General features: G+C 69.8%; 25 protein-coding genes and 1 riboswitch (1 of these 26 cut by a window edge). Of the genes, 17 read left to right on the top strand and 8 right to left on the bottom strand.

Going from position 1 to position 24,478, the window contains the following annotated elements; translation table 11 throughout:
• A complete protein-coding gene (locus BLQ14_RS00165; protein ID WP_092497009.1) occupies nucleotides 1-687 on the bottom strand; it encodes a CbtA family protein in 687 nt (228 codons plus the stop codon).
• Between the two features lie 16 nt (nucleotides 688-703).
• Entirely contained in the window at nucleotides 704-874 is a 171-nt protein-coding gene (locus tag BLQ14_RS00160) for a CbtB domain-containing protein (RefSeq protein WP_092497007.1), read from the bottom strand.
• 34 nt (nucleotides 875-908) lie between these two features.
• Nucleotides 909-1,126: riboswitch (cobalamin riboswitch) on the bottom strand.
• A gap of 175 nt (nucleotides 1,127-1,301) precedes the next feature.
• Between BLQ14_RS00160 and smc the strand changes: the two genes are divergently transcribed.
• Nucleotides 1,302-4,763 (top strand): chromosome segregation protein SMC, encoded by a 3,462-nt coding sequence (gene smc, locus BLQ14_RS00155; protein ID WP_092497005.1) that lies wholly within the window; start codon nucleotides 1,302-1,304, stop codon nucleotides 4,761-4,763.
• A 6-nt stretch (nucleotides 4,764-4,769) separates the two neighbouring features.
• On the opposite strand, the gene BLQ14_RS00150 is transcribed toward smc, so the two are convergent.
• Genes BLQ14_RS00150 through BLQ14_RS00140 form a run of 3 tightly spaced genes read right to left on the bottom strand, consistent with a single transcriptional unit; the run spans nucleotide 4,770 to nucleotide 7,311 of the window.
• The gene (locus BLQ14_RS00150; RefSeq protein ID WP_092497003.1) at nucleotides 4,770-5,948 is read right to left on the bottom strand and encodes a lytic murein transglycosylase; all 1,179 of its coding nucleotides are present in this window, start codon (nucleotides 5,946-5,948) and stop codon (nucleotides 4,770-4,772) included.
• Nucleotides 5,949-5,996: 48 nt separating this feature from the next.
• A complete protein-coding gene (cbiB, locus tag BLQ14_RS00145) occupies nucleotides 5,997-6,923 on the bottom strand; it encodes an adenosylcobinamide-phosphate synthase CbiB (RefSeq protein ID WP_092497001.1) in 927 nt (308 codons plus the stop codon).
• A 13-nt stretch (nucleotides 6,924-6,936) separates the two neighbouring features.
• A complete protein-coding gene (locus tag BLQ14_RS00140) occupies nucleotides 6,937-7,311 on the bottom strand; it encodes a DUF1636 family protein (RefSeq protein WP_092496999.1) in 375 nt (124 codons plus the stop codon).
• A gap of 218 nt (nucleotides 7,312-7,529) precedes the next feature.
• Here BLQ14_RS00140 and BLQ14_RS00135 point away from each other — a divergent pair, with 218 nt between their 5' ends.
• On the top strand, nucleotides 7,530-7,889 hold the full coding sequence (locus tag BLQ14_RS00135; protein ID WP_092496996.1) for a response regulator transcription factor: 360 nt from the start codon (nucleotides 7,530-7,532) through the stop codon (nucleotides 7,887-7,889).
• Nucleotides 7,890-7,898: 9 nt separating this feature from the next.
• On the opposite strand, the gene BLQ14_RS00130 is transcribed toward BLQ14_RS00135, so the two are convergent.
• Entirely contained in the window at nucleotides 7,899-8,873 is a 975-nt protein-coding gene (locus BLQ14_RS00130; protein WP_092496994.1) for a glutathione S-transferase family protein, read from the bottom strand.
• A gap of 347 nt (nucleotides 8,874-9,220) precedes the next feature.
• Between BLQ14_RS00130 and BLQ14_RS00125 the strand changes: the two genes are divergently transcribed.
• From BLQ14_RS00125 to BLQ14_RS00090, 8 genes are all read left to right on the top strand, one after another.
• Nucleotides 9,221-9,454: a DUF6732 family protein gene (locus BLQ14_RS00125; protein ID WP_092496992.1), complete on the top strand. Its 234-nt coding sequence runs from the start codon at nucleotides 9,221-9,223 to the stop codon at nucleotides 9,452-9,454.
• A gap of 21 nt (nucleotides 9,455-9,475) precedes the next feature.
• Nucleotides 9,476-10,663 (top strand): sirohydrochlorin chelatase, encoded by a 1,188-nt coding sequence (locus BLQ14_RS00120; RefSeq protein WP_092498236.1) that lies wholly within the window; start codon nucleotides 9,476-9,478, stop codon nucleotides 10,661-10,663.
• A gap of 8 nt (nucleotides 10,664-10,671) precedes the next feature.
• Entirely contained in the window at nucleotides 10,672-11,310 is a 639-nt protein-coding gene (locus tag BLQ14_RS00115; RefSeq protein ID WP_092496990.1) for a precorrin-8X methylmutase, read from the top strand.
• Complete coding sequence (gene cbiE / locus BLQ14_RS00110; protein WP_092496988.1) at nucleotides 11,307-12,509, top strand: precorrin-6y C5,15-methyltransferase (decarboxylating) subunit CbiE; 1,203 nt, start codon at nucleotides 11,307-11,309, stop codon at nucleotides 12,507-12,509. The genes BLQ14_RS00115 and cbiE overlap by 4 nt, the downstream gene beginning before the upstream one ends.
• Complete coding sequence (gene cobI / locus BLQ14_RS00105; RefSeq protein ID WP_092496986.1) at nucleotides 12,506-13,207, top strand: precorrin-2 C(20)-methyltransferase; 702 nt, start codon at nucleotides 12,506-12,508, stop codon at nucleotides 13,205-13,207. Before cbiE ends, cobI begins: the two co-directional genes overlap by 4 nt.
• A 175-nt stretch (nucleotides 13,208-13,382) precedes the next feature.
• Entirely contained in the window at nucleotides 13,383-15,191 is a 1,809-nt protein-coding gene (cobJ, locus tag BLQ14_RS00100; protein ID WP_092496984.1) for a precorrin-3B C(17)-methyltransferase, read from the top strand.
• Complete coding sequence (gene cobM / locus BLQ14_RS00095) at nucleotides 15,188-15,967, top strand: precorrin-4 C(11)-methyltransferase (RefSeq protein ID WP_092496982.1); 780 nt, start codon at nucleotides 15,188-15,190, stop codon at nucleotides 15,965-15,967. The genes cobJ and cobM overlap by 4 nt, the downstream gene beginning before the upstream one ends.
• Before the next feature lie 84 nt (nucleotides 15,968-16,051).
• Complete coding sequence (locus tag BLQ14_RS00090; protein WP_245656778.1) at nucleotides 16,052-16,432, top strand: hypothetical protein; 381 nt, start codon at nucleotides 16,052-16,054, stop codon at nucleotides 16,430-16,432.
• Between the two features lie 6 nt (nucleotides 16,433-16,438).
• On the opposite strand, the gene BLQ14_RS00085 is transcribed toward BLQ14_RS00090, so the two are convergent.
• On the bottom strand, nucleotides 16,439-17,611 hold the full coding sequence (locus BLQ14_RS00085) for a MalY/PatB family protein (protein WP_245656776.1): 1,173 nt from the start codon (nucleotides 17,609-17,611) through the stop codon (nucleotides 16,439-16,441).
• Nucleotides 17,612-17,711: 100 nt separating this feature from the next.
• Here BLQ14_RS00085 and def point away from each other — a divergent pair, with 100 nt between their 5' ends.
• From def to BLQ14_RS00065, 4 genes are read left to right on the top strand one after another with little or no spacing between them, the layout of a single operon-like run.
• Complete coding sequence (gene def, locus BLQ14_RS00080; RefSeq protein WP_092498232.1) at nucleotides 17,712-18,257, top strand: peptide deformylase; 546 nt, start codon at nucleotides 17,712-17,714, stop codon at nucleotides 18,255-18,257.
• Nucleotides 18,257-19,180, top strand: coding sequence for a methionyl-tRNA formyltransferase (fmt, locus tag BLQ14_RS00075; RefSeq protein WP_092496978.1), 924 nt, complete (start codon nucleotides 18,257-18,259; stop codon nucleotides 19,178-19,180). Before def ends, fmt begins: the two co-directional genes overlap by 1 nt.
• Before the next feature lie 4 nt (nucleotides 19,181-19,184).
• Nucleotides 19,185-19,442 carry a hypothetical protein gene (locus tag BLQ14_RS00070; protein ID WP_092496976.1) on the top strand — a complete coding sequence of 86 codons (258 nt, stop codon included), beginning with the start codon at nucleotides 19,185-19,187 and terminating at the stop codon, nucleotides 19,440-19,442.
• Nucleotides 19,443-19,455: 13 nt separating this feature from the next.
• The gene (locus BLQ14_RS00065) at nucleotides 19,456-19,698 is read left to right on the top strand and encodes a GlsB/YeaQ/YmgE family stress response membrane protein (protein WP_092496974.1); all 243 of its coding nucleotides are present in this window, start codon (nucleotides 19,456-19,458) and stop codon (nucleotides 19,696-19,698) included.
• Between the two features lie 7 nt (nucleotides 19,699-19,705).
• Here BLQ14_RS00065 and pyrF read toward each other — a convergent pair whose 3' ends face one another.
• Nucleotides 19,706-20,407: an orotidine-5'-phosphate decarboxylase gene (gene pyrF / locus BLQ14_RS00060; protein ID WP_092496972.1), complete on the bottom strand. Its 702-nt coding sequence runs from the start codon at nucleotides 20,405-20,407 to the stop codon at nucleotides 19,706-19,708.
• A 214-nt stretch (nucleotides 20,408-20,621) separates the two neighbouring features.
• On the opposite strand from pyrF, the gene clpB reads away from it, so the two are divergent.
• The 3 genes from clpB to msrQ form a co-directional block, all read left to right on the top strand.
• A complete protein-coding gene (clpB, locus tag BLQ14_RS00055) occupies nucleotides 20,622-23,237 on the top strand; it encodes an ATP-dependent chaperone ClpB (protein ID WP_092496970.1) in 2,616 nt (871 codons plus the stop codon).
• 185 nt (nucleotides 23,238-23,422) lie between these two features.
• Complete coding sequence (gene msrP, locus BLQ14_RS00050; protein WP_092496968.1) at nucleotides 23,423-24,352, top strand: protein-methionine-sulfoxide reductase catalytic subunit MsrP; 930 nt, start codon at nucleotides 23,423-23,425, stop codon at nucleotides 24,350-24,352.
• An 18-nt stretch (nucleotides 24,353-24,370) separates the two neighbouring features.
• Nucleotides 24,371-24,478: the 5' portion of a protein-methionine-sulfoxide reductase heme-binding subunit MsrQ gene (msrQ, locus tag BLQ14_RS00045; RefSeq protein WP_092496966.1), read on the top strand. The gene runs 516 nt beyond the window's last position; the window shows 108 of its 624 coding nt (coding positions 1-108); it begins with the start codon at nucleotides 24,371-24,373; its stop codon lies beyond the right edge, outside the window.

Raw genomic sequence — 24,478 nt, 5'->3', positions numbered from 1 at the left:
CTACGCATCGCGGAAGCGGTTGAGGAAGAAGGCGCAGAGAAAGCCCAGAAGCGTCCACCCCGCCGCCGCCACACCGAGGCTCACCGTGGCAAACTCGGCCGAAAGTTCGGGAGGCGCGACGCCCCAGTAGGTGTCGAGATGCGGCGCGCCCACGAGATGCGGCGCGAGGATGAGCGCCGCCCCGGCGATGGCCGCCACGACTCCCTGCCCGAAGGCGATGAGCGCAATGCCTGCGGCGGTCATGAAGATTGTCGCCGCCCACCATGCCTGACGCGGCCCGATCTCGGCCGCGGGGGTGCCGGGCAGCTCGGGGGGAAGGCCGATGGCGGGGGCGAGCTGCACCGCGACGAAACCGGCAAGCCCCCAGACGATGCCCTGTTTCGGTGTCACCGTGATGCCACGCCGCTCGGCAAGCGCCATCAGCGCCACGAGGATCAGCGCAAAGCCCGTGTAGGTGACGATGTTGAAGGCAAGTGTCATCGCGTGCCGCCCCGGCTCGTCGCCAAGGGAGGGGGCGCCACGCTCGCTCTGCGGGGTGCCGTCTTCGACAAAATGCACCCGCGCACCGGACTCGTAGAGTTCGCCCTCGAGCAGCAAGGGCACGACAAAGGCGAATTGCAGCAGCGCGGCGACGAGCCCCGCTGCTACGCCAGCGAACACCGCGCTGGCCAGCAATGTACGGATCATGTTGCGCCCGAATGCCTCAGTGGCAGGGGAAGGCCATGGCGTGGCGCTGGTCGTGGGCGGCGTCGTGCAGCACTGTGGCCTGCGCGAGCCCCGAGACGAAGAGAAGCCCGAGCCCCGCGAAAAGGGCGAAGGCGATGCCGAGAAGCTGGCTGTCGGCGCGGGTGATGCCGCGAATGGCAGTGGTCATGGTCACGTCTCCTTTCCTGTCACACCCGACAGGGGGTTGGGCCAATCGCAAGGCCGGTCTCCTGGCTCGCGGGTCATGGCGCTTTCGTCCCCTTCCCGGGCCGCTGGCCCAGTGGTCATGGACGGGCGCTCGCCGCTTACAGTCGCGGGGGCGGCTGCGGCATAGGGCCCCGGTTTGGGTCGCCCGCACCGCATTCCCGTTTCATCCCCGTCGCGCTTTGCGCATGGGGGAACCTTGCCCTCCCTTGATGCGGCGAGGGCGGCGCCCCGGTCAAGGGGGAAAAAGCCGGCGACTGGGGGCTGGTCTGGCGACGGTGTTTCAAGATGTTGTGGCGGGGGTGTTCGGCGCCGCCAGATGCTGAGGCCGAGATTGACTTCCGCGCTCCACGCACCGAAACTTGCCAGGCGGAATCACCTCGGAGTGTCCCTTGCGCTTCCAGCGGCTCAGGCTCAACGGCTTCAAGAGCTTCGTCGACCCCACCGAGCTTGTCATCGGCGAGGGGCTTACCGGCGTGGTCGGCCCCAACGGCTGCGGCAAGTCGAACCTGCTCGAGGCGTTGCGCTGGGTGATGGGCGAGAACCGGCCCACGGCGATGCGCGGCGAGGGGATGGAGGACGTGATCTTCGCCGGCACCGCCCGGCGCCCGGCACGGGCCTATGCCGAGGTGGCGCTGGTGATCGACAACTCCGAGCGGCTGGCGCCGGCGGGCTTCAACGACTCCGACAAGCTCGAGGTCGTGCGGCGGATCACCCGCGAGGCGGGCTCGGCCTTCAAGATCAACGGGCGCGACGTGCGCGCGCGCGATGTGCAGATGCTGTTTGCCGACGCCTCGACGGGGGCGCACTCGCCCGCGCTCGTCCGTCAGGGGCAGATCGCGGAGCTCATCAACGCCAAGCCCAAGGCGCGGCGCCGCATCCTCGAGGAGGCAGCGGGCATCTCGGGGCTTTACCAGCGCCGCCACGAGGCGGAGCTCAAGCTGAAGGCGACCGAAGCCAACCTCGAACGCGTCGATGACGTGATCGAGGCGCTCACCCAGCAGCTCGCCCAGCTCGAGCGGCAGGCGCGGCAGGCGCAGCGCTACCGCGCCATCGGCGAGGAGCTGCGCCGGGCGGAAGGCGCGCTGCTCTACCGCCGCTGGAAGGAGGCAGATGCCGCGGCGCAGGCGGCGCGGGCGGCGCTCACGGAGGCGTTGCGTGCGGCCGGTCTTGCCGAGCGGCAGGCGCGCGCGGCCGAGACGGCGCGGGCGCAGGCGGAGGAGGCGCTGCCGCCCCTGCGCGAGGAGGCGGCCATTGCCGCGGCGCTCAAGCAACGGCTCGAGGTGGAGCGCGCGCGGCTGTCAGACGAGGCGACGCGGGCGGAGGAGAAGCTCGCGGCACTCAGCGCGCGGCTTGAGCAGCTCGCCCGCGACCGCGAGCGCGAGGAGGCGCTGAACCGCGACGCGGGCGAGAGCATCGCGCGGCTCGAAGAGGAAGCGGCGGGGCTCAATGCCGAGGCCGAGAGGCATGAGGCGGCGCTTGAAGAGGCGGCCGCGGCGGCGCGCGTGGCGGCCGCGGCGCTTGCAGACCGGGAGGAGCGTTTCGGCCAGCTCACCGAGGAGGCGGCGCGGCTTGCCGCCCGGCACCAGTCGGCCGAGCGGCTGGTGGCCGATCTCGAGCGCGCCGCGCGCAGCTCCGAAACCGAGGCCGAGCGCGCCCGTGCCGCCGGCGAGGAGGCGCGGGCGGCACTAGCGCGCATCGAGGCGGCGCTTGAACGTGCCCGCGCCGATCAGGCCCGCGCCGCGGCAACGGCCGAGGAGGCCGAACGGGTGCTGCGCGAGGCCGACGAGGCCCGGGCCGAGGCCGCCGCGCGCGAGGCCGAGGCCCGCGCCGCCCGCTCCGAAGCCGAAGGCGAGGAAGGGGCGCTGAGGGCCGAGGTCGCCGCGCTTGCCCGGCTGGTGGCGCGCGACACCGCCGAGGGCGGACAGATCCTGGATTTGGTCTCGGTCGAGCCGGGATACGAGCAGGCGCTCGGCGCGGCGCTTGCCGATGATCTGCGCGCGCCGGCGGTGGAGGGAGAGGGGCGTTCGGGCTGGGTCGAACTGCCCGACTATGACGAGACCCAGCCCCTGCCCGAGGGCGTCGAGCCTTTGGCGGCGCATGTGCGCGTGCCGGGAGTGCTCGCTCGCCGCATCGCCCAGGTGGGCGTGGTCGAGGCCGCGCGCGGCGGCGCTCTTCAGCCCCGGCTTCTGCCCGGCCAGCGGCTGGTGAGCCGCGAGGGCGATCTGTGGCGGTGGGACGGCTTCCGTGCCGCGGCGGAGGATGCGCCCTCGGCTGCCACGCTCAGGCTTCAGCAGCTCAACCGCCTGCAGGAGCTGCGCCAGGATCTCGAAGAGGCCTCGGCCCGCGCCGAAGGCGCGCGCAGGGCGCATGAGCATCTGACCCGCCGGCTCAGGGAACTCACCGAGGCCGACCGCGCCGCGCGCGAGGCGCGCAAGGCCGCCGACCTGCAGCTTGCCGAGGCGGGGCGCGCGCTCAGCCGTGCCGAGGCCGAGCGCAACATCGCCGCCGGCAAGCTCGAGACGGCGACGCTTGCCGTGACCCGCCATGAAGAGGAGGCCCGCGCCGCGCGCGAGCGGCTCGCCGAGGCGCGCGGGGCACTCGCCGCGCTCGAGGATCTCGATGCCGTCCGGGCGCAGGTGGAGGCCGCCCGCCGCGAGGTGGAGGCGGCACGGGCAGAGACGCTTGCCCGCCGCAGCGCCCATGAGGAGCTGAGGCGCGCCGGCGAGCGGCGGGCGCGACGGCTTCAGGAAATTGCGCGCGAGGTGGCCAAGTGGCGCGACCGGCTGGCCAATGCCGGCACCCGGCTTGCCGAGCTTGACAGCCGCCTTGCCGAGACGCGCGCGGCACTCGAGGCGGCTGAAAGCGAGCCCGCGCGCATCGCGGCCGAAAAGGCGCGGATTGCCGAAGCGCTGGAACAGGCGGAGGCCCGCGACCGGGCGGCGCGCGATGCGCTGGCCGCAGGCGAGGCGGCGCTGCGAGGGGCTGCGGAGGCCGCACGCGAGGCCGAGCGCGCGGCCGGGGCGGCGCGCGAGGCGCGGGCCGCGGCCGAGGCGCGCGCCGAGGCGGCGGAGGCGGGCGTGCGCGCGGCGGCGGCCCGCATCGCGGAAGATCTCGAGATCACCCCCGAGGCGCTTGCGCAGAGCCTCGGAGAGACCACCGACCCCGACAGCCTGCCGCCGGCCGAGCGCATCGAGGCCGAGGTCAACCGGCTCAAGCGCCAGCGCGAGGCACTGGGAGCGGTCAACCTGCGCGCCGAGGAGGATGCCCGCGAGGTGGCCGAGGAGCGCGACGCGCTTGCCGGCGAAAAGGCCGATCTGGAGGCGGCGGTGGCCAAGCTGCGCGCCGGCATCGCCAACCTCAACCGCGAGGGGCGGCAGCGGCTGCTGAACGCCTTCGAGGAGGTCAACCGCAATTTCGCCAATCTCTTCACCCATCTTTTCGGCGGCGGCGAGGCGAAGCTCGTGCTGGTGGAGTCGGACGACCCGCTCGAGGCCGGGCTCGAGATCATGTGCCAGCCGCCGGGCAAGAAGCTCTCCACCCTCTCGCTTCTGTCGGGCGGCGAGCAGACGCTGACGGCGCTGGCGCTGATCTTCGCCGTGTTCCTCGCCAACCCCGCGCCGATCTGCGTGCTCGACGAGGTGGATGCGCCGCTTGACGATGCCAATGTGGCGCGCTTCTGCGACCTTCTCGACGAGATGACACGGCGCACGGAGACGCGCTTTCTCATCATCACCCACCACGCCGTGACCATGAGCCGGATGGACCGGCTCTTCGGCGTGACCATGGCCGAGCAGGGGGTGAGCCAGCTCGTCTCTGTTGATCTGAAGAAGGCCGAGGCGCTGGTCGCCTGAGCGCGCTCAGAGCCGGTTCAGAAGCTCGCGTGTGGGCCAGGCGTCGGCGGGCAGGCCAAGGCGGCGCTGCTCGATCTGCACCGCCTCGCGAGTCTTCTCGCCGAGAATGCCGTCGATCCCGCCCACGTCATGGCCGCGCGCGGCGAGCTTCTGTTGCAGAAGTCGCATCTCGGCATCGCTCAGCCCCGGATCGGGGTTGCCGGGGTTGTAGATGGGCGCGCCCTCGAGCCGCGTGGCGAAATAGGCCGCGGTGGTGACGTAAACCATGCTCATGTTCCACTCGAAGAGGGTGGAGAAGTTGGGGTAGGCCAGAAAGGCCGGCCCCTTGCGCCCCTGCGGCAGCAGGATCGCGGCCTTGAGGTTTGCGCCCTCGAACCGGCCCGAGCGCGGCTTCACGCCCATCCGCGCCCATTCCGAGACGGGTTTGGGGTGGTTGAGGCCAGTCTCGTGCCAGGGCAGATCGGCGGGCACGCTCACCTCCTCGAGCCACGGCTCATTCGGGCGCCAGCCGAATTCGCGCAGCATGTTGGCGCCGGAGAAGAGCGCGTCCGCCAGCGAGGTCTTCAGCCGCACATGGCCGTCGCCGTCGCCGTCAACGCCGCGTTCGAGAATGTCGCGGGGCAGCATCTGCACCATGCCGATCTCGCCCGCCCAGGCGCCGGTGGTGTCGGTCGGGAAGTCGCCGCGCCTGTGCAGCTCGAGCGCGGCGAAGACCTGCGGGCGGAAGATCTCCGGCCGGCGGCAGTCATGGGCGAGCGTCACCAGCGCGTCGCGCGTGTTGAAGTCACCCTGCACCGCGCCGAAGTCGGTCTCGAAGGCGAGAAAGGCAAGGAGAATGCCGCGCGGCACGCCATACTGCCGCTCGATGGCATCGAAGAGCGCGTCGTGCTTGCGGGCGAGCTCGCGGCCCCTGTCGAGGCGGTATTGCGAGATCAGCCGCCGCGAGAAGTCGGTGAAGGTGGTCTTGAAGATGCCCTGCCGCCGGTCGGCCGCGAGCACGCCCCGGTCCTGCCGGACGCCGGCAAAGAAGCTCTCGATGGTGGCGCGGTCGTAGCCGCGCTTGACGGCCTCGGCCTTCAGCGACTGCACGAAGCGGCCGAAGTCGCCGCCGCAGGGCGTGTTCTGCGCCTCGGCGGCGGCGGTCATGGTCAGCGAGATCGTGAAGGCGGCGACAAATCGGCGCATGGCAATCCTCTGGATACGATGTGCGCCGAGGTTATCAGGCGCGGCGCCTCAGACAACCGCCAAGGCCGCGAGCATCGCCACGAGCGCCGTGAACAGCGCCCAGACCCGCCACAGCATCGAGACCGCCGCGCGGATTTCGCCGGCGCCGATTGCCGTCCTTCCGTCCGGGTTGACGAAGGGATAGGCGCGCCGCACGCCCCCGTAACTGCGCGGCCCCGCGAGCGCCACGCCGAGCACGCGCGCGAGCGCCGCCTCCGGCCAGCCGGCATTGGGCGAGCGGTGGCGGCGGGCATCGGCGACGAGTTCGCGCCAGTTTGGCCAGCTGAGACCGGCGACGATGCACAGAAGCGCGGTGAGCCGCGCGGGAATCCAGTTGAGCAGGTCATCGAGCCGCGCCGCGGCCCAGCCGAATTGCTCGAAGCGGGCATCGTGGTAGCCGATCATGCTGTCGGCGGTGTTGACGGCCTTGTAGATCGCAAGGCCGGGCAGACCGGCGAGGAGAAACCAGAACGCAGGCGCGATCACCCCGTCCGAGAGGTTCTCCGCCGCGCTTTCGATGGCGGCCCGGGCGACGCCGGGGCCGTCAAGCTCGGCGGTGTCGCGGCCGACGATGCGGGCTACGGCACGGCGGCCTTCGGTCAGGGAGCGCTCGAGCGCTTCCGCCACGGCGGCGACATGATCGGCAAGGCTGCGCTGGGCAAGGAGAACGGCGGCGGCGAGGATTTCCCAGACCGGCGCAAGCGGAAGCGCCCCGATTGCGACGGCAGCGGCGCAGCTTGCGCCGATCAGGAGGGCAAGCGCGAGAACGCCCTTGGCGCGCCGCCAGCGGCCCCGGTTGAGGCGCCTCTCGAGCGCGTCGATAAGCCGGCCCATGAGCACCGCGGGGTGCGGCAGGCGCGACCAGAGCAAGCGCGGCTCGCCAAGGATCGCGTCCAGCAGAAGTGCGGGCAGGAGCATCAGCGCGTTTGCCGGCATCCGTGCGCCCGCCTCAGTCTTCAGGCAGCGGGGGGTGCCGGGTGATGAAGTGTCCCTTCACCTCCTGCGGCCACTGCCGGTAGGGAACCTGGCCCGTGGCGCTCTCGGCATGAAGTCTGGCATAGGCGACGATGGCTTCAGCGGCTTCGGGACAGGGGATGAAGTCGCCCAGCGTGTAGCCGATCTTGCCCCGCGCCTGGATCGTGACATTGCAGCCCCGCCCGCAGCCCATCAGGCAGCTGTGGCGGCGCACTCTGAGATGGGTGCAGTTGCGCGCCGCGGCCTCGATCAGCGCGGCCAGTGCCTCGCCATCCGTCTGGGGCTGCGCGGCGGCATCCCAGCCCTCGCGCTTGCAGGTGTCGCAGACGGTGATCCAGGTGATGGTCATTGTCGCCCCAGCCCTTGCGTCGGCGCCATGAAGCGGATTCGCGCATCCGGCGCAAGGGCGAAGGAGGCATCGGGTGAGGCGCGGCGACTATCGGATGCGGCGGCTTTACGCCTGCTTCACGAAGATGACCAAAGCGTTAACCCTTCGTTAGCAATTCGGGGGGAGGTTGCGCCCGCGACAGCCGGCCATTTGCTGCGCTGTCGTCGGAGAATGGCAGCATGAGAGTTCTGATCGTCGAGAGCAATGCCGCGCTTGCGGGCATCTGGCGCGCGCATCTCGAGCGTCTGGGGGCCGAGGTATGTCTGGTCACGACGCAGGCCGAGGCAATCGCTGTCCTGCAGAAGCGGGTCATCGACGTGATCGTGCTCAATCTGATGCTGGCGCAGGGGAGCGCCCTGGCTGTCGCCGATTACGCCAGCTACCGCCAGCCCGGGGCGCGCGTGGTGTTCGTCACCAACACCAGCTTCTTTTCGGACGGCTCGATCTTTCGCCATGTGGGCAATGCCTGCGCCTTCCTGCCCTCCGGGATCTCGCCCGAGGATCTGGCCGCCGTGGTTGACCATTACGCAATGCGCTAGGCGCTTGCCTCATCCCCGGCCGTGCGGCGCCTGCCAGTCGATCTCGGGGCAGAGCGGCACGATGCGGTTCGGGTTGATGCTCTCGTGGCTGTAGTAGTAGTGCCGCCGCGCGTGATCGAGCCGGGTGACGCCGGCGACCCCCGGCCACTGCCAGAGCTCGCGCGCATAGGCCCAGAGATTGGGATAATCGACGATGCGCGCGCGGTTGCACTTGAAATGGGTGTGATAGACCGTGTCGAAGCGCGCCAGCGTCGGGAACAGCCGCCAGTCGGCTTCGGTGATGCGCTCTCCCATCAGGTAGCGGTTGGTCGCCAGTCGTTCCTCGAGCCAGTCGAGCGTGCCGAAGAGCGCCGTCGCGGCAGCGTCGTAGGCGCTCTGGCTCGAGGCGAAACCGGCGCGGTAGACGCCGTTGTTGACCGTCTCGTAGATGCGCGCGTTGACCGGCTCGATGGCGGCGCGCAGATCCTCAGGCCAGTAGTCGTCGCTGTTGCCGGTGATGTGGTCGAAGGCCGAGTTGAACATGCGGATGATCTCGGCCGATTCGTTGGAGACGATCGTCTCGCGCTCCTTGTCCCACAGCACGGGCACGGTAACGCGGCCGGTGTAGTGCGGATCGGCGCGGGCGTAGATCTCGCGCAGGTATTTCAGCCCGTAGAGCGTGTCGCCGGTGGCGCCCGGAAAGCCGGTGTCGAAGGTCCAGCCGTCGTCGAGCATGTCGGGATGGACGGCCGAGATGGAGATGTGCGGCTCGAGCCCCTTGAGCGCCCGGAAGATCAGCGTGCGGTGCGCCCAGGGGCAGGCGTAGGAGACATAGAGGTGATAGCGCCCCGATTCCGCGGCAAAACCGCCTTCGCCGGTCGGGCCGGGGCGGCCATCAGGCGTGATCCAGCTGTGAAACACCGTGGGCTCCCGCCGGAATTCGCCGCCCGTCTGGCGTGTGTCGATGGGCCCCGCGACCCATTTGCCGTCGATCATCTGGCCCATGCCGGCCTCCTGTCTTACGCTGGTCGCTTACCGTTCCGTGGCAAGCTAATGGCCCCGAGCGCGGCGGCAACCGCAGTGCAGCGCGCAGGGAGTTCTGCGTCTGCGCACAGGCTGCGTCTGCGCACCGGCTGCGCCGGCGCGCGCGTTGCCGCTTCCGTTTCCGAAGCCGTCGCGATTTCGATTTGCGCCCTTGGCCCGTCGCGCCTATAACGGGTGCGACGACACCCCGCCGGGGTCAGAGAGGTTGGCGGCACGGGATCGACCCAATCCGGGGGTTCCACTCCGCATCGTCACGCGGCAGCGCGCGGCCTCGCTGGCTTTGGCGCGCCTGACAAGAGGATGCCGCGATGATCCGATTCTTCACCCTGCCGATCCTTCTGATGCCGGTCACGGCGGCGGCTCACCCGGGCCACATTGCCGCATCGGGCGGGCATGACCACTGGATTGCGGGAGCGGCAATCGCGCTGGGGCTTGGCATCGCGCTGTGGAGCCTGTTGCGCGACCGGCGCCGCGGGTCGGAACAGGCGGAGGCCGACGAGGGCGAGTCGGAGACGGCCGAGGCCGAGGCCCAGGAGGGCTGAGCCGTGACGAAGACCGGCGTGATGCTCTGCGGTCACGGCTCGCGAAGCCAGGCCGCGGTGGACGAGTTTGCTGCCTTTGCGGCCAGGCTGCCTGCGTGGCTTCCGCTGGACTGGGAAGTGGAGCATGGCTATCTGGAATTCGCCAACCCGGTGATCCGTGCCGGGCTCGACCGGCTGCGCGAGAAGGGCTGCGAGCGCATTCTTGCCGTGCCGGGGATGCTCTTTGCCGCCATGCACACCAAGAACGACATCCCCTCGGTGCTCAACGCCTATGCGCTCGAGCACGGTATCGAGGTGCGCTACGGGCGCGAGCTGGGCGTTGATCCGAAGATGATCGCCGCCGCGGGCGCGCGCATCATGGAGGCGGTGGCCGAGGCCGATGCGCGCTCGGGACCGGTGCCGCTGACCGAGACCTGCCTCGTCGTCATCGGCCGCGGCGCCTCGGACCCCGACGCCAATGCCAATGTCGCCAAGATCGCGCGGATGCTGTGGGAGGGCTTGGGCTTCGGCTGGTGCGAGGTGGGCTACTCGGGCGTGACCTTTCCGCTCGTGGAGCCCTGCCTGCGTCATGTCGCCCGGCTCGGCTACCGGCGGGTCGTGGTGTTTCCGTATTTCCTGTTCTCGGGCATTCTCATCGACCGCATCTACGGCTTCACCGACATGGTCGCGGCCGAGACGCCGGGCATCGACTTCGTCAAGGCCCGTTACCTGGGCGATCACCCGAAGGTGCTGGAGACCTTCGCCGAGCGGGTGCGGGAGCTCGACAGCGGCGCGCCCATCCCCAACTGCGGCATTTGCCCCTACCGCGAGCAGGTGCTGAGCCTGGGCGACGGGGCGCACAGGCACATTCGTCCCGAGGAGCGGGGCGGCGCGTTCTTCGGCGAGGTGCCGCCGCCCACCTGCGTTCTGTGCAAGTACCGCATCGAGGTGCTTGGCTTCGAGACCGAGGTGGGCGCGGTGCAGGAGAGCCATCATCATCATGTCGAGGGACAGGGGGCGAGCGCGCCGGGCTCGAACGTGGCCGACTGCAGCTTGTGCGAAAACTTCTGCACCGGGCTCTGCCGGCTCGAGGCCGATCCTCGGCATCACCACCACCATCACCATCATCACGGTCACGGCGACCATCATCACCATCATCACCATCACCCGCCCTATCCGCATGCCGATCACCCGCTCGGGCCGGAAAGCGTGCGGCGGCTGAAGGGATGAAGCGGCCCATGCGCCCCTACGAGCGCGATCCCGCGCGCATCTACGCCCAGAGCTTCGAGACCGTGCGGCGCGAGGCGCGGCTCGAGCGCTTTCCGCCGGGGATGGACCGGCTGGCGATGCGGGTGATCCACGCCTGTGGCATGGTCGAGGTGGCCGACCGGCTCGCCTTCTCGCCCGGCGCCTATGAGGCGGGGCGCGCCGCGCTTGCGGCCGGGGCGCCGGTGATCTGCGACTGCGAGATGGTGGCGGCCGGTATCATCCGGGGCCTCCTGCCCGCCGGCAACGAGGTGCTTGTCACGCTCAATGAGCCCGGTGTGGCCGAGCGCGCGGCCGAAATCGGCAACACCCGCTCGGCCGCGGCGGTGGAGCTTTGGCGTGAGCGCATCGAGGGGGCGGTGGTGGCCATCGGCAATGCGCCGACGGCGCTCTTTCATCTTCTGGAGCTTCTTGACGAGGGCTGGCCGCGGCCGGCGCTGATCCTCGGCTTTCCTGTCGGTTTCGTCGGTGCGGCGGAGGCGAAGGCGGAACTCGCGGCCAACCCGCGCGGCTGCGACTTCGTGGCGCTGCGCGGGCGGCGCGGCGGCTCGGCCATGGCGGCGGCGGCGGTGAACGCGCTCGCCGCGCCCCTGCCCGGAGAGATGCAATGACCGCGCCCTGGCTGCATATTGTCGGTATTGGCGAGGACGGGATGGAGGGGTTGCGGCCGGCCACCCGCGCCGTGGTGGAGGCGGCCGAGGTCATCATCGGCGGCGACCGGCATCACCGGCTGTCGGATGCCGTCAAGGCCGAGCGCATCGCCTGGCCTTCGCCGTTTGACGCGCTCATCGACACGCTGAAGAGCCTCAAGGGGCGCCGGGTGGTGGTGCTCGCAACGGGCGATCCGCTCTGGTATTCGGTGGGCGCGCGCATCGGCCGGGCGATCCCGGTCGAGGAGATCGTCTATCACCCGCAGCTTTCGGCCTTCCAGCTTGCCGCCGCCCGGCTCGGCTGGAGCCTGCCGGATGTGGAGACGCTCACCGTCCACGGCCGCCCGGTGCAGCAGATGATCCCCTTCGTCATGCCCGGCCGACGGCTTCTGATCCTGACCACCGGCTCCGACACGCCCGGCGAGATCGCGCGCATTCTCACCGAGCGCGGCTATGGGCGCTCGCCGATGACGGTGTTCGCAGCCATGGGCGGGCTGCGCGAGCAGCGCTTTGACGGCATCGCCGAGGAATGGCGCAAGGAGGTGCCGGACTTCAACACCTTGGCGGTGGAATGCGTGGCCGGGCCGGGGGCGGAGGTGCTTGCGCGCGTGCCGGGGCTGCCCGACGAGGTTTTCGCTCATGACGGGCGGATGACGAAACGCGAGGTGCGCGCGGTGACGCTCGCGGCGCTGATGCCGATGCCCGGCGCGCTGTTGTGGGACATCGGCGCAGGCTCGGGCTCGGTCTCGGTGGAGTGGATGCGCGCGGCGCGCGAGGCGCAGGCCATCGCGCTTGAGCCGCGCCCCGACCGCCGGGCGCTGGCGGCGGCAAACGCCGCTGCGCTGGGTGCGCCGAAGCTCAACATCGTGCCGGGCCGCGCGCCCGAGGCGCTGGCGGGGCTGCCCGCGCCTGATGCCGTATTCATCGGCGGCGGGCTTTCGGAGGCGGTGGTGGAGGCGGCCTGGGCCGCGCTCAAGCCCTTCGGCCGGCTGGTGGCGAATGCGGTGACGCTCCAGTCGGAGGCGGAACTCATGCGCCTTCAGGCGGCGCGCGGTGGCGAGCTCGTGCGCCTTGCCGTGGCCCGCGCCGAGCCGGTGGGCCGCATGACCGGCTGGCGCCCGATGATGCCTGTGACGCAGTGGCGGCTGGTGAAGGCATGAGCGGCACGCTTTACGGCATCGGCGTCGGCCCCGGTGACCCGGAGCTTCTGACGCTGAAGGCGCTGAGGCTGATCGAACAGGCCGAGGTCGTCGCCTACCCCTGCCTGCCGGGGGCGGAGAGCTTCGCGCGTTCCGTGGTTGCCGCGGTGATCCCGGCCGAGGCGCGCGAGATTGCCATCGAGGTGCCGATGACGTCCGCCCGCGAACCCGCGCAGGCCGCCTATGACGCCGGTGCGGCGCGCATTGGCGCCGAGCTCGAAGCGGAGCGCGACGTGGTGTGCCTGTGCGAGGGTGATCCGCTGTTCTACGGCTCCTTCATGTATCTCCACGCCCGCCTCGCTTCGCGTTTCGAGGTGGTGGTGGTCCCGGGCGTCACCTCCCTCACCGCCTGTGCCGCGGCGGCCGGGCGCCCGCTGGTTGCCCGGAACGAGGCGCTCACCGTGTTGCCCGGCCCTCTGAGCGACGAGGAAATGCGCCGGCGGCTCGAGGGCGCCGAGACCGTGGCGATCATGAAGGTGGGGCGGCACCTGCCCCGTCTGCGCGCGCTTCTCGCGGGTGAGGGGCTTGCCGACAAGGCCGTCTATGTGGAGCGGGCGACGCTTGGGGTGGAGCGCGTCTGCCCGCTTGGCGCGGCACCCGACGAGGCGCCCTATTTCTCGATGGTTCTGGTGACGAAGGGGGCGGACCCTTGGCTTTAGGCGTGGTGCCGATGTGGGGCGGAAGGCAATTTGCCGAGAAGCGGTTCAGGGGCAGGTCTGCCCCTGAACGCGCCTTTGCGAGGGTGCAGCGAGTCGGGCCGCCGTCAAGGAGCTTCGCCCGCTGCGCGGCGCCTTCGGTGTCCTTGACCGCGTCCCGACTCGCGGGAAGGGGGCGATGAGCGGGCCGGTGGTAGTGGCGCTCAATCGCGCCGGGGAGGACACCGCGCGCCGGATTGCCGGGGCGCTGGGCGCGGCCTTGCACGGGCGCGAGGGGCGCGTGAGCGCGGCGGATGTGTTCTTTCCCGATGCGCTTGAGCATGTGCGCGATCTGTTTGCGGCGCGGGTGCCGGTGGTGGGCGTGTGCGCGGCCGGCATTCTGGTGCGCGCGGTGGCGCCGCTTCTGGCCGACAAGCGCGTCGAGCCGCCGGTGATCGCCGTCTCCGACGATGGGCGCGTGGTGGTGCCGCTTCTGGGGGGGCATCGGGGCGGCAACCGGCTGGCGCGCGCGGTGGCCGAGGCGCTGGGCGGGGTCGCGGCGGTGACCACGGCCGGCGAGGTGGCGCTCGGCGTGGCGCTGGACGAACCGCCGGCGGGGTGGTGGCTTGCCAACCCCGAGGCGGCGAAGGCGGCCATGGCCGCGCTTCTGAACGGCGGCGGTGCGCGCGTGACCGGCGAGGAGGCCGGGCGGGCCGGGTGGCTTGGCGGTCTGCCGGAGGGCGACGCGGTGGAGATCATCTGCACCATGGCTCCCGCTGTAGGCGGCGAGGGCAGGCTCATCTACCACCCGCAACGGGCGGTGCTGGGCGTGGGGTGCGCGCGCGGCTGCCCGCCTTCGGAGCTGGGGGAACTCGTCGAGGCGCTCCTGAGCGAGGCGCAACTTGCGCCGGGGGCGCTGGCGGCGGTGGCGACGGTCGACATCAAGGCCGATGAGCCGGCGGTGCTGGAGCTTGCGCGGCGGCTCGATGCGCCGCTGCGGCTTTTCACGCCCGCCGAGCTCGAGGCCGAGACGCCGCGCACGGCGAACCCCTCGGAGGTGGTCTTCTCCGAGATCGGCAGCCATGGCGTGGCCGAGAATGCGGCGCTCGCGGCGGCCGGGCCGGATGCGCGCCTGAGCCATCCCAAGCGCAAGACGGCGCGGGCGACGGTGGCGCTGGCGCTGGCGCCCGAGCCGATTGCGGCGCCAGGGGGCCGGGCGCGGGGGCGGCTTGCGATCGTCGGCATCGGGCCGGGCCGGGCGGACTGGCGCACCCCCGAGGCAAGCCGCCTTGTCGCCGAGGCCGATGAGCTCGTGGGCTATGGGCTCTATCTCGATCTTCTGGGCCCGGCGGCGGCGGGCAAGCCGCGGCATGACTTTCCGCTCGGGCAGGAGGAGGCGCGCTGCCGCTTCGCGCTCGAGCGCGCGGGCGAGGGGCGGAATGTGGCGCTGGTCTCCTCGGGGGACGCCGGCATCTATGCGATGGCCGCGCTGGTCTACGAGCTTCTGGACCGGGCGCCCGAGGCGGGCGGGGTGAGCGATGCGGCGCGCCGGGCGGAGGTGGTTGCAACCCCCGGCATCACCGCCATGCAGGCGGCGGCGGCGCGGGCGGGCGCCCCCTTGGGGCATGACTTCTGCGCCGTCTCGCTTTCGGATCTCCTCACCCCGCGCGAGGACATCCTGCGCCGGCTGCGCGCTGCCGCCGAGGGCGATTTCGTCATCGCCTTCTACAATCCTGTCTCGCGGCGGCGGCGCACGCTTCTGGCCGAGGCGCGCGAGATTCTGCTGCGCCACCGACCGGCCGACACGCCCGTGCTGCTCGCCGCCTCGCTCGGCCGGCCCGAGGAGGCGCTGCGGCTGCGCCGGCTCGAGGCGCTCGATGTCGATGAGGTGGACATGCTGACGCTGGTCATCGTCGGCTCCTCGCAGACAAGGGTGGTCGACACGGCCGAGGGGCCGAGGCTCTACACGCCGCGCGGCTATGCGCGAAAGCATGGGGACGGCGCGTGAAGGTCTTTTTCATCGGTGCGGGGCCGGGCGACCCGGAGCTTCTGACGCAGAAGGCCGCGCGTCTGATCGCCGCCTGCCCCGTCTGCCTTTACGCGGGCTCGCTGGTGCCGCGTGAGGTGGTGGCGCTGGCGCCCGAAGGCGCGCGCGTGCTCGACACCGCCTCAATGACGCTCGATGAGACCCATGCCGAGATCCTTGCGGCGCGCGAGCGGGGCGAGGATGTGGCGCGGGTGCATTCGGGCGATCCCTCGCTCTACGGGGCGATCGCCGAGCAGATCCGCCGTCTCCGCGCCGACGGCATCGACTACGAGATCGTGCCGGGCGTGCCCGCCTATGCCGCCGCCGCGGCCGCGCTCGGGCAGGAGCTGACCATTCCCGAGCTTGCCCAGTCGATCGTGCTCACGCGCATGTCGATGAAGTCAACCGCCATGCCGGAGGGGGAGCGGCTCGAGAACTTCGCCCGAACCGGGGCGACGCTGGCCATTCATCTGGGCATCCGCGCGCTGCGCGAGATCGTGCGGGTGCTCACGCCTCATTACGGCGAAGACTGCCCCGTTGCGGTGGTCTATCGCGCGAGCTGGCCTGACCAGCAGATCATCCGCGGCACGCTGGCCGACATTCACGGCAAGGTGCGGGCGGCGAAGATCACCCGCACGGCGCTGATTCTCGTGGGCCCCGCCCTTTCCGAATCGGCCGAGTTTCCCGACAGCGCGCTTTATGACCCCGCGCATCCGCATGTTCTTCGGCCGAAAGTGCTGGGCAAACCGGGCCGGTAGCGCTCGCAATCCCTGATTGTGCCGCTGTCACGGTAACTTCGCTTGACCGGGGCGTGACAGCGATGCGAGGCTGGAGCGGTGGGGATGCGAAGGCGGGTGGAGGCGCGGCCGATCATGGACATCAACATGCTGCCGAAGGAAGTTCGTGACGGGCTCGCGCAGGCGCGCAAGCATCAGTTGAAGCGTGCCAGCCGCTACCGCGTGCTTGCCGGTGACGAGGTGTTCCGCGTCCTGCGGTTGTGGAGTGACGGCTTTTCGGTCGATCTGCAGGACGCCCCGCATCTGCGCGGACTGGTGGACATCTATGAGGGCACCAGGCATCTGTGGCAGTGCCTGATCGTGGCCTCCGAGGAGGCGGATGGCGAGATGGTCTACGAGTTCAAGCGCCACACCGCCGCGCTTGACCGCGCGCCGCTCGACTTCGCGCGTGAGGAGGATGCGCCGATCGCGCTTCTCCCACGCTGACAGTCCCTACTGCAGATCGGCGAAAGCCTCCTCCAGCCGCTCGATGGCCTCGATCAGGCGCGTGCGCGGCATGGCGATGTTGAAGCGGTGCCAGCCGGCGCCGCCCTGGCCGAAGACCTCGCCACGGTTTACCCCGATGCCCGCGAGGCGGATGCGTTCGAGCGATTCGTCACCGCTCATGCCGGTGCCGCGGAAATCGACCCAGGAGAGGTAGGTCGCCTGCATGTCCATCACCCGCACGCCGGGAATGGCACCGATGCGTGCGCGCCAGAGCTCGAAATTGGCGGCGATGTAGCCGCGGACGGCCTCCGACCATTCGTGGCCGCCCGTGAAGGCGGCCTTGGTCATCAGCATCCCGAAACGGTTGGGCGTGCCGCCGAGCTTGGCATGTGCGCGGTCGAAGCGCGCGCGCAGGGCATCATCGGGGATGATGGCAAAGCCCGTCTCGCCGCCGGCGATGTTGAAGCCCTTGGAGGCGGCGGTGATCGTCACGAGCCGCGGCAGCGAGGCGGGCGCGGCCACGGCAGTGGGCAGATGCGCCACGCCCGGAAAGGTGAGGTCCATGTGGATCTCGTCGGAGCAGAGGATGAGCCCGTGTTCGGCGCAGAAGGCGTCGAGCGCGGCGATCTCATCGGCCGTCCACAGCCGCCCGCCGGGGTTGTGGGGCGAGCACAGCACGGCGATCTTCTCGCGCCCGGTGAGCTGGGTGGCAAGCGCCTCGAGGTCCATCTCGTAGCGGCCGTCGCGCAGGACAAGCTCGCTTTGCAGCACCTTGCGGCCCATGGCGGCGGCCTTCCTGAAGAAGGCGTGGTAGACCGGCGTGAACAGGATCACCGAGTCGCCGGGCTCGGAGAATGCCTCGAGCACCATGCCGAAGCCGGCCACCACGCCATGGGTATAGCGCACCCACCCGGGCTCGACCGGCCAGCCGTGCATCTCGCGCATCCAGTCGCAGACGGCCTCGGTGACGGGGCCGAAATTTCCGAAATAGCCGAGAAAGCCCGAGGCGATGTCGGCGTGCAGGGCGCCGAGAATGCAGGGCGCGGCGTCGAAATCCATGTCGGCCACCCACATGGCGATGCCATCCTCGGGCGACACGCCGCAGGCCTCTTCCATGTGGTCCCACTTCGCGCGATGCCCGCCGCGCCGATCCTTCACCTCGTCGAAGTTGAACTCCACCGCCGGACTCCCTTGTTGCCGCCGCCGGCAGGCTAGCGATGCGACGCCCGCATGCAAGGGGCGGATTGCGCGCGCGCCTGCCATCACCTACATGGGCGGCATGACCATCAGACCCATCCTCATCCATCCCGACCCGCGACTGAAGAAGCGCTGCGCTCCGGTCACCGAGATCACCGATGCGCATCGCAAGCTGGCCGAGGACATGCTCGAGACGATGTATGCCGCCCCCGGCATCGGCCTTGCCGCGCCGCAGGTGGGCGTGCTCGAGCGCATCCTCGTCATGGATTGCGTCAAGGATCCCGAGGCCGAGCCGCGCCCGATGGTGCTGATCAACCCCGAGATCACCTGGGCCTCGGAGGAGACGCGCGTCTACGAGGAGGGGTGTCTTTCGATCCCCGACCAGTTTGCCGAGATCGAGCGGCCGGCCGAGGTGCGGGTGCGCTGGCTCGATCTCGAGGGGCGGGAGCAGGAAGAGCATTTCACCGGCCTTTGGGCGACCTGCGTGCAGCATGAGATCGACCATCTCGATGGCAAGCTCTTCATCGACTACCTCAAGCCGCTCAGGCGCCAGATGATCACCCGCAAGATGGTGAAGCTGAAGCGCGACCGCGAACGCGAGCGCGTTGCCGAGCGCGCGCGGGGCTGATGCGCCTCGTCTTCATGGGAACGCCCGATTTCGCGGTGCCCGCGCTCGAGGCGCTGGCCGCGGCGGGTCACGAGATTGCCGCCGTCTACACCCAGCCGCCGCGCCCCGCGGGCCGGGGCAAGAAGCCGCGACCCTCGCCGGTGCAGGCGCGCGCCGAGGCGATGGGGCTTGAGGTGCGCCACCCCGTGAGCCTGCGCGATGCGGCCGAACAGGCGGCCTTCGCGGCGCTGAAGCCCGAGGTCGCGGTGGTTGTGGCCTACGGGCTCATCCTGCCGCGCCCGATTCTCGAGGCGCCGGCGCGGGGATGCCTCAACATTCACGCCTCGCTTCTGCCGCGCTGGCGGGGGGCGGCGCCGATCCAGCGGGCGATCATGGCCGGCGATGCCGAGACCGGCGTGTGCATCATGCAGATGGAGGAAGGGCTCGACACCGGCCCGGTTCTGGCCTGCGAGGCCACGCCCATCGGGGCGGAGGAAACCGCCGGCGAGCTCCATGACCGGCTGGCGGAGATGGGCGCGCGGCTGATTGTCGAGGTGCTCGGCCGTCTCGATGAGATCGAGCCCAAACCTCAGTCCGAAACCGGCGTGACCTATGCCGCCAAAATCGACAAGGCCGAGGCGCGGGTGGACTGGCGCCGGCCCGCGGTGGAGATCGACCGGCAGATCAGGGGGCTGTCGCCCTTCCCCGGCGCCTGGACGGTGATCGGGGGCGAGCGGGTGAAGCTTCTGGCCTCGCGGCTTGCCGAAGGGCGGGGCGCGCCCGGCGAGGTGCTCGCGGGCAGTCCAGGCGAGCGGCTCGTGGTGGCCTGCGGCCAGGGTGCGGTGGAGATCACCCGCCTGCAACGGGCCGGGCGCGGCGCGCAGGAGGCGGCGGCCTTCCTGCGCGGCCATCCGGTGCCGAAGGGCGCGCGGCTCGGAGGATAGGCAGATGTTCTTCACCCTGTTCGGAACGATCGTGATCGCCGCCGTGGTCGGTTACGTTTCCGAGCGCACCGAATTCACCCGGAACGGCATACTGCCCTCGATGATCATTTGCATCGGTGGTGCCGTCCTGTTCTACTTCGCACGGGTCATGTTCGGCCTGAGCTTCGGGCCGCCGGGGGTGGACGCGCTGGTCTCGTCGATCGGGGCGCTCGTGATCGTGCCGACGCACTGGCGCAAGGGGAAGCAGCGCTCCCGAAAGTGACGAGGAAAGGCGGATGGCGATTGTCTATCTCATCATCATCGGTGCCGCTGCGGGGTTCATAGCCACGCGCCTGATGAAGCTTGAGACCGACCTTGTCACCACCATTGCCATCGGTATTGCCGGGGCGCTCATCGGCGGCTTCGTCCTGCGCGCGCTCATTGCCGTGATGGGCTGGGCCGCGGGCTTCGTGGGCGCGGTACTGGGCGCGATGCTCTTGATCTGGCTGTGGGAGACCTACGGGCCGAAGCGCAAGTAGCGGCGGCTCACGCCTGCGCCAGCTCCCTCACGATCGCCTCTGCCGCCGCGCGCGGATCGTCCGCCTGCCAGACGGGACGGCCGACGACGATGTGATCGGCGCCCGCGGCGATGGCGGCCGCCGGGGTGGCGATGCGCTTCTGGTCGCCGGCGGCGGCACCCGCAGGGCGGATGCCGGGAGTAACGATGAGCTTGCCCTCGGCCTCGGGCAGCGCGCGGATCGCGGCCACTTCCTGCGGCGAGGCGATGACACCATCAGCCCCGGCCTCGAAGGCGCGGGCGGCGCGCTCGCGCACCAGATCGGGGATGGCACCGGGCTTGATGAGGCAGGCGTCGAGATCGGCGCGGTCGAGCGAGGTGAGGATGGTGACGGCGAGGATCTTCAGCCCCGAGCCGGCCGCGCCCTCCCGCGCGGCGCGCACCACATGCGGGTCGCCATGCACGGTGAGAAAGTCGAGGTCGAATTGCGCCAGCCCCCGCACCGCCGCCTCGATGGTGGCGGAAATGTCGAAGAGCTTCATGTCGAGAAACACCCGCTTGCCGAGCTCGTCCTTCAGCTCGCGGGCAAGCGCCAGCCCGCCGCCGGTGAGCATGCCAAGCCCGATCTTGTAGAAGGAGACGGCATCGCCAAGACGCTCGACGAGCTCGAGCCCGGCCACGGCGTTGGGCACATCGAGGGCAACGATCAGGCGGTCATCGGCGGTTTGCATGGCGTCTCCTTCCGTGTCCCGGCGGGCTTGGCGCGGAACCGGGCGCGCGTCAAGCCATGCGTCATGATGTCGGGCGCTGCGCCGCGGCGAAAACCGCCCCGGCGGCCTTGCAACCGCTGGGCGTGCTTCCCAAATACCTCACGAGGCTTGCGAAAAGGGGCGCGCCGCGCGGCGGGCGCCGGAACGCAAGCGCTTCAGAGAAAGGAGAAACAGAATGAACCTGGAGAAGTTCACCGAACGGTCGCGCGGATTCCTTCAGGCGGCGCAGACGATCGCCGTGCGCGAAGGGCATGCCACGCTCTCGCCCGAGCATCTCCTGAAGGCGCTGATGGATGATGAGGAAGGCCTTGCCTCCAACCTCATCCAGCGCGCGGGCGGTTCGCCCGAGCGGGTGCGCGAGGCGGTTGAACTTGCGCTTGGCAGGCTGCCCAGGGTGTCGGGTGCGGCGGCCGCGCCCGGGCTGGACCGACAGCTTGCGCGGGTGCTTGACGAGGCGGAACGGCTGGCGACGAAAGCCGGGGACAGCTTTGTTCCGGTGGAGCGGATTCTGACCGCGCTGGCGATCGTGCCGTCGAAGGCGAAGGAGGCGATCGAGGCTGGCGCCGTCACGGCGATGGCGCTGAACTCCGCCATCAACGAGATCCGCAAGGGCCGCACGGCTGATTCCGCGAGTGCGGAAGAGACCTTCGAGGCGCTGAAGAAATACACCATCGACCTGACCGAACGCGCCGAGGCCGGCAAGATCGACCCGATCATCGGCCGCGACGAGGAAATCCGGCGCGCGATGCAGGTTCTGAGCCGCCGCACCAAGAACAACCCGGTGCTGATCGGTGACCCGGGCGTGGGTAAGACCGCCATCGTCGAGGGCATGGCGCTTCGCATCGTCAATGGCGATGTGCCGGAAAGCCTGAAGAACAAGAAGCTTCTCGCACTCGACATGGGTGCGCTGATCGCCGGTGCGAAGTATCGCGGCGAGTTCGAGGAGCGGCTGAAGGCGATCATCAGCGAGATCACCGCGGCGGCGGGCGAGATCATCCTCTTCATCGATGAGATGCACCTCCTCGTGGGTGCGGGCAAGACCGACGGCGCCATGGATGCGGCCAACCTCATCAAGCCGGCGCTGGCGCGCGGCGAGCTGCACTGCATCGGCGCCACGACGCTCGACGAATACCGCAAGTATGTCGAGAAGGACGCGGCGCTCGCGCGGCGCTTCCAGCCCGTCTATGTGGATGAGCCGAGCGTTGAGGAGGCGATCTCGATCCTGCGCGGCATCAAGGAGAAATACGAGCTGCACCACGGTGTGCGCATCTCCGACAGCGCGGTGGTGGCGGCGGTCACGCTCAGCCATCGCTATATCACCGACCGTTTCCTGCCCGACAAGGCCATCGACCTGATGGACGAGGCTGCGGCGCGGCTGCGGATGGAGATCGATTCGAAGCCCGAGGAGCTTGATGCGCTTGACCGCGAGATCCTGCAGAAGGAGATCGAGGTCGAGGCGTTGAAGAAGGAGACCGACGAGGCCTCGAAGGAGCGGCTCGCGGCGCTCGAGAAGGAGCTTGCCGAACTGCGCGAGCGCGCGGCCGAGCTGACGGCCCGCTGGCAGGCGGAGCGCGAGAAGCTCAACCGCACGCGCGAGCTCAAGGAAAAGCTCGACCAGGCCCGCGCCGAGCTGGAGGCGGCGAAACGCGAGGGCGATCTGACCCGCGCGGGCGAGCTTGCCTACGGGGTGATCCCGCAGCTTGAGCGTGAGCTTGCCGAGGCCGAGTCTCAGGGCGACGACCTGATCGTCGAGGAGACGGTGCGCCCCGAGCATGTGGCGCAGGTCGTCGAGCGCTGGACGGGCATTCCGACCTCGAAGATGCTGGAGGGCGAGCGCGAGAAGCTTCTCAAGATGGAAGAGGAGCTCAGGAAGCGCGTCGTCGGTCAGGAGGCCGCGGTGCAGGCGGTCGCGAACGCGGTTCGCCGGGCCCGCGCCGGACTCAACGACCCGAACCGGCCGCTTGGCTCGTTCCTGTTCCTCGGGCCGACGGGCGTGGGCAAGACCGAGCTCACCAAGGCGGTGGCCGAATATCTCTTCGACGACGAGCATGCGATGGTGCGCATCGACATGTCGGAGTTCATGGAGAAGCATTCGGTCGCGCGGCTCATCGGTGCCCCGCCGGGCTATGTGGGCTATGAGGAAGGCGGGGTGCTGACCGAGGCGGTACGGCGCCGGCCTTATCAGGTCGTGCTGTTCGACGAGGTCGAGAAGGCGCACCCGGATGTCTTCAACGTGCTCCTGCAGGTGCTCGATGACGGTGTGCTGACCGACGGGCAGGGCCATCGCGTCGACTTCAAGCAGACGCTGATCGTGCTGACCTCGAACCTTGGCAGCCATGCGCTGAGCACGCTGCCCGAGGGCGCCGACCCGAGCCAGGCCAAGGCCGAGGTGATGGAGGCGGTCAGGGCGCACTTCCGGCCCGAGTTCCTGAACCGGCTTGACGAGATCATCGTCTTCGACCGCCTGACCCGGAAGGACATGGCCGGCATCGTGGAGATCCAGCTGGCGCGGCTGCAGAAGCGGCTCGACCAGCGGAAGATCACGCTGGAGATCGACGACTCCGCCAAGGAGTGGCTGGCGAACGAGGGCTACGACCCGGTGTTCGGCGCCCGGCCGCTGAAGCGCGTCATTCAGCGCGAGCTGCAGGATCCGCTCGCCGAGATGATCCTTGCCGGCGAGGTTCGCGACGGCGACACGGTGACGGTCACCGCCGGGCCCGCGGGGCTCATCATCGGTGGGCAGGTCGCGCGTTCCAACCGGCAGCCGCCGGAAGCGGCCGTGCTGCACTGATCGCAGCCAGAAAACACCCGACGAAGGGGCGGCTCCGAAAGGGCCGCCCCTTTTTGCGTGGAAGCGGGGACATGGGCCGCGTTTCAGCCGGGACGCGGGAATGTGAGCGAAGTTTTGTGTCGTGACGCGGCAAAGCCGGGTACACCTCGGGCATTGGATTTGACGCACATGACAGGAGGTTCGACATGGCCGGGGGATGGAAAGGCGACCAGCGCTGGTCTGATGTGACCCCGAAACAGGCCTGGCTCGATCGGCGCGCGTTGCTGGCCGGGGCGGGGGCGGCCGGGCTTGCCTCGCTCGCGGGGGCGGCGGTGGCCGGCCTCGGTGCCAAGCCAAGTCGCTGGTCGACCGACGAGCCGCCAACCGCCTACGAGCACATCACAAGCTACAACAACTTCTATGAGTTCGGCACCGGCAAGGAGGATCCCGCCCGCGAGGCGCACCGCCTGACCATCGACCCCTGGTCGGTAAGGATCGACGGACTCGTGGAACGGCCGGGAACCTATGACCTTGGCGATCTGCTGAAAGGGGTGACCCTTGAGGAGCGCATCTATCGCTTTCGCTGCGTGGAGGCGTGGTCGGCGGTCATTCCGTGGGTCGGCTTCGAGTTGCGCGATCTGTTGAACCGGGTCGGCGTGAGCCCATCCGCGAAATATGTCGCCTTCGAAACGTTGTTGCGTCCCGAGGAGATGCCGGGCACGAGGCGGCGGGTGCTGGACTGGCCCTACCGCGAGGGTCTGCGCCTGGACGAGGCGATGCATCCGCTGACAATTCTGGCCACGGGGCTTTATGATGAGCCATTGCCAAAGCAGAACGGCGCCCCGATCCGCCTCGTCGTTCCCTGGAAATACGGCTTCAAGTCGATCAAGTCGATCGTGCGGATCACACTGACCGACACTCAGCCGTACTGCACGTGGAATCAGGCGAACCCGCGCGAGTACGGCTTCTATTCCAATGTGAATCCCAACGTCGACCACCCGCGCTGGTCGCAAGCCACCGAACGGCGCATTGGCGAGGGGCTGTTTGCGCGGCGGCGCCCGACGCTGATGTTCAACGGCTACGAGAAGGAAGTGGCCGGGCTCTACGCGGGCATGGATCTTCGCAAGTTCTACTGATCGCCTCGGGTGAGCGGAATGGGGCGCATCGTCGACCTGACAAACCGGGCTCTACGTCGCGTCGCGCCTTCCGTGTTGTATGTTCTCGCGCCGCTGCCGGCCGGCTGGTGGCTGTGGCAGGGGTTC

The organism is Meinhardsimonia xiamenensis, from assembly GCF_900102905.1.
Lineage (GTDB): Bacteria > Pseudomonadota > Alphaproteobacteria > Rhodobacterales > Rhodobacteraceae > Meinhardsimonia > Meinhardsimonia xiamenensis.
The sequence above is the reverse complement of the archived record's forward strand: the minus strand, read 5'-3'. Positions and strand labels throughout refer to the sequence as shown.